The 3,865-nt window shown below is 34.8% G+C and carries 5 protein-coding genes and 2 pseudogenes; 3 read left to right on the top strand and 4 right to left on the bottom strand.

Annotation, left to right across the window (positions count from 1 at the left end):
• Positions 1-92 precede the first annotated feature (92 nt).
• A pseudogene (locus QZ276_RS09450) lies at positions 93-865 on the bottom strand (RNA-guided endonuclease InsQ/TnpB family protein); the annotation flags it as partial.
• 125 nt (positions 866-990) lie between these two features.
• On the opposite strand from QZ276_RS09450, the gene QZ276_RS09445 reads away from it, so the two are divergent.
• The gene (locus tag QZ276_RS09445) at positions 991-1,116 is read left to right on the top strand and encodes a hypothetical protein (protein WP_292487427.1); all 126 of its coding nucleotides are present in this window, start codon (positions 991-993) and stop codon (positions 1,114-1,116) included.
• A gap of 1 nt (position 1,117) precedes the next feature.
• Here the strand turns inward: QZ276_RS09445 and QZ276_RS09440 are convergent, their stop codons facing one another.
• Together QZ276_RS09440 and QZ276_RS09435 are read right to left on the bottom strand one after the other, a co-directional pair.
• Positions 1,118-1,531 (bottom strand): hypothetical protein, encoded by a 414-nt coding sequence (locus QZ276_RS09440; RefSeq protein ID WP_292487425.1) that lies wholly within the window; start codon positions 1,529-1,531, stop codon positions 1,118-1,120.
• 747 nt (positions 1,532-2,278) lie between these two features.
• Positions 2,279-2,472: pseudogene (locus tag QZ276_RS09435) on the bottom strand (zinc ribbon domain-containing protein); the annotation flags it as partial.
• A gap of 80 nt (positions 2,473-2,552) precedes the next feature.
• Here QZ276_RS09435 and QZ276_RS09430 point away from each other — a divergent pair.
• Both QZ276_RS09430 and QZ276_RS09425 read left to right on the top strand, forming a co-directional pair.
• Entirely contained in the window at positions 2,553-3,005 is a 453-nt protein-coding gene (locus QZ276_RS09430; protein ID WP_292487423.1) for a nucleotidyltransferase domain-containing protein, read from the top strand.
• Entirely contained in the window at positions 3,006-3,428 is a 423-nt protein-coding gene (locus QZ276_RS09425; protein ID WP_292487422.1) for a DUF86 domain-containing protein, read from the top strand.
• A gap of 115 nt (positions 3,429-3,543) precedes the next feature.
• Here the strand turns inward: QZ276_RS09425 and QZ276_RS09420 are convergent.
• Positions 3,544-3,865, bottom strand: a 322-nt coding sequence (locus tag QZ276_RS09420) for a zinc ribbon domain-containing protein (RefSeq protein WP_292487421.1), incomplete at its 5' end; no start/stop codon positions are given.

The raw sequence follows: 3,865 nt of genomic DNA, 5'->3' as shown, positions 1-3,865 counted from the left end.
TTGGCTAAAAACCAAGCGGCTTCAGAAAGAGTTTACTCCAAAGAATCTTACTCTTTAAATCAAAGATTTAAAGATATTTGTAAATTTTCAATTTACAAAGTCCTTCTCGGATGGTTCACACACCCACTATCGGTTATCCCTGTAAGAGAATCACCGACTACTTTTCTTAGGATATTCAATGCTCCATTAACATTGGCATTGAGCAATTTACCAGTAGAAGACTGGGACAATCCCCTCTTGACTCTTTTGCCCATGTATTTTTGGTGTTTTATAATGGGTTCTAATGCAAGTGCATCAGTTTTACTGGTATATGCCTCATCAACCTCTATGCAATTGATACCGTAGTAATCACATTTAGACCGAATTTTTTGCTTGAATTTGCCAAAAGGTATAGTTTGAAAGGTCTGGTTGTTCTTTTTACCCATATTGGATTTCTGTTTTATGTCTTTCAGTTCTCCGGTTATGATATTGCTTATTTTGTATTCCATACAGTGTTTAATGATATGATTAACACTCTGATTCATGAAATCGTTGAGTTTGTTCTTCCTTTTCTCGAACAACCATTTCAGTTTCTGACCTGTTTTTATACCCTGTTTATCATATACAGACTGCAACCTACTTTTGACTTTGTTCCACCAACGGTTATAAGACTTTAAACCCCTTTCTATGATGAAAGCAGTCCCATTGGTATCTACACAGGTTGCAAAATTGTTAACTCCCAAATCTATAGATAGATGTTTATTGTAGTCTACATCGACTTTTCACCGTCATCTCTATAGACGTATTCTATCTCAAACCACTGCCCATTATACTTCAGGATTATCCTTACTTCTTTTATATGTTTACCGATTATGTTTTCAGGTATAAAAGAAGAGGTATGATAGAAACGAGTACTACAATCAGCATAGACCCCTAACTAAAGAAAAATTAAACAGTTTACGTGAGTATCCAGAGGAATCTTATAATTCCATTATTAAAAAATTAATAAAAATGACTGAAGATGAAGATGAATTAAGCGATGAAGCAATCCAGGGTATTGATGAAGCATTAGAGGACATCAAAAAGGGAAGGCTGTACACTCATGATGATTTAAAGAGAGAATATGGTTTGATATAAGTTATTGACCCATATCCAGGTCCTCCAACCTGTGGTTTATTTCCTCTAAGCGGCATTCAAGATACGTTTTTTCTTCCTGGAGAATTTCTTGACAGGGTTTGAATTCTGGTAAATAATTTTCTATCGGGTCCCATAAATCGGTAGCCCAGCTCGGGTTGTTGCGGGTCTGTTCCAGCAGCTCGACTGTACCGTCGAAATTCAATTTTATAAGTGTGTGATAGATAATTTTTTGCTTGTTATCGCCGTTTTTGGAACAGTCGTTATATAGTCCAGGTGCCATCCACTGGCGCCTTCTGTCGCTGTAAAAATCACCTAGAATCGAGTATCCATTCGTATATTCCTGATTCAGGTTGTCCACTCTCTTGAACCAGCCGCCATGTAATCGAGAATAAGTTTTAGGACACAATCTCTTCATAATGTCTCCCGGTGCTACCAGGAATTCACCTCTACTATTAACTCTTTTTATACAGTCAAGATTAATTGAATGTTTGTTATCGTTATCATTATCGTTATCGATGTTAACATCTCCGTTTTTGATTTCAATAGACTTATAATAACCCTGTATGAACCGGTATTATTGGTTTAAGCTGGTTCAATTTTAAAGGTATTTTTAGGAGTCCTATAAATAAGATTGATGAGAACATTTATAAGATTAATCGATATTGAGCGAATTGGTCAACAGGTTTTCAGAGTTTTTAAACGAATCAGAGACTACTGCAGAACTTTAATTTTGCAAATAACAAACAGCTGGTCCAGTTTTTGAATAATTTCTAGTAAATACTATGACAGAATTTAGAAAAACAATATGAACTTTAAACTTTGAATTTTCAATGTTTCATGTCACACAGAAAATTCTAAACTGTATAAAATAGAAAAAACCAGCTATCATTATATATAAATCCGGTAAACATCTTTAAAATCTATAGTAAATGTTAAAGAACAAACTTGATGAGATACTATTTTGAAAAACAGTATTTCAGTTCCAAACTCGCTTCAAGGTAAACAGTGAACTACCACTTGGCTAAAGACCAAATGACTCCTTAAATTAAAAATTTAAGGATAACTTTAAATCTTTGATTTAAAGTGCTTCCTGTTTCATCCTTTTCCCTTATGGGAATAAGTCCACAGGCTCTACCTCTCATCCCAAAGGTGAAATTAAGTTTTATCTATCTAAACCAAACTTTTTAATGTTTACTGATGCGTTGATGTCTCTATCATGTTCAGTTTTACAGTCAGGACACACCCATCCTCTGTTTTTAAGTTCCAAATCCTGATTGTAATATCCGCATACATGACAGATTTTGCTTGATGGGTCGAATCGAATCGTCCTATCTTGATGATATTTTTACAGAAAAAAATACATGAGAGAATCCCTGAAAAAAATGACGGAAGCAAGAGGTAATACAAAAAGTTAAAAAGGTGAGATACAAAAATTAATGATAGAAATGGAAGGAAAAAACACCCCATCAACGGAAGAAATTGTTACTAAACTACACGATTTTTTCAAACATCAATCTGATGTAGAACTTGCCTACCTGTTTGGCTCTGCTGCTACCAGTACGAGGGGGAAGATAAGCGATATCGATATCGGAGTTTATCTATCAACAGAACTCACAAAGAAACAGCGAAACTACAGGAAACTGGAACTTATCTCTAAATTATGCACGGTTTTGCATACCAATGATGTAGATCTAGTTATCATCAATGACGCGTCACCTGTAATTAGTTTCGAAATTATCAAGCCGAATGTGCCGGTTTTTATCAAAAACACTGATTTTAAAATCGATGTTGAGCAATCTATCATGTCAAAATATCTCGACCGGCAATATCATGAACAGCTGATGGATAAAGTTTTCAGAGAAAAGTTCAAACTGAAGGGGTTTGCCTGAATGGCTGTTGAGAACAAGATTTTGAGAAAATTAAATTTCATGCAGCGGTGTGTCAATTATCTAAAATCCATCGATACTGAAACGATGGACCTACAGAATAATTATGAGATGCGCAGTGCAGTTGAGAGAAACTTCCAAATCGCTATTGAGTGTGCAATTGATATCGGTGAGATTATCATTTCAAAAGAAGGATTCGAAAGGCCTGAAGATTACCGAAGTGTTATCTTAATTCTTGGGAAGAATGGTATTATTCCTGAAGATTTTGCAGAAGATTTCTCTACAGCAGCAGGTTTGAGAAATATTTTGGTACATGTATATGAGGAAATAGATACATCTCTCCTGGAAAATTTATTGGAAGAACGGCTGGATGATTTTGAGAGATATGGAAAACATATAATTGATTATCTTGATAAATGTTGTTAGACAATCTAATCAGTACCATCCAGTGAAGGATCAGGAACATGAGATTCAGTATCAACAAATGTTGAACGTCATTGTAATTGATAAACTTAGTAACATTAGATAACTAATTTTATTATCAATTACATTCGTGAGATATACTCACCGGGTGTAACGCTACACCCTCTATCCCATCTAAATCAGGGATTGCTTTTTTCATAATATTATATGCACCATTTACATCAGCATTAATTATTGTACCGTTTGATGACCGGAACAAACCTCTTTTAATTCTTTTACCAAGATAAGGAGTTCTTCTTTCAACTGGTTCACCATCGAGGAAAGAACACTTCGATGTATAGGATTCTTCTTGCTCAATCACTTTCAATCCAACATCTTCGGCTTTGTATTTTAGTTGTTCAAGAAGTCTATGAAATGGAATCTGTGTAAAGTTTTGGTTA

The sequence above is a fragment of the Methanohalobium sp. genome (genome assembly GCF_018609725.1).
Taxonomy (GTDB): Archaea; Halobacteriota; Methanosarcinia; order Methanosarcinales; family Methanosarcinaceae; genus Methanohalobium.
Note: the sequence above shows the minus strand (reverse complement) of the source record. Positions and strands in the feature narration are given on the sequence as shown.

Bases quoted from the DNA above. Each gene is read 5' to 3' on its own strand.
- QZ276_RS09440 (WP_292487425.1), bottom strand. From the start codon at position 1,531: ATGAAGAGATTGTGTCCTAAAACTTATTCTCGATTACATGGCGGCTGG.
- QZ276_RS09445 (WP_292487427.1), top strand. From the start codon at position 991: ATGACTGAAGATGAAGATGAATTAAGCGATGAAGCAATCCAGGGTATT.
- QZ276_RS09425 (WP_292487422.1), top strand. From the start codon at position 3,006: ATGGCTGTTGAGAACAAGATTTTGAGAAAATTAAATTTCATGCAGCGG.
- QZ276_RS09430 (WP_292487423.1), top strand. From the start codon at position 2,553: ATGATAGAAATGGAAGGAAAAAACACCCCATCAACGGAAGAAATTGTT.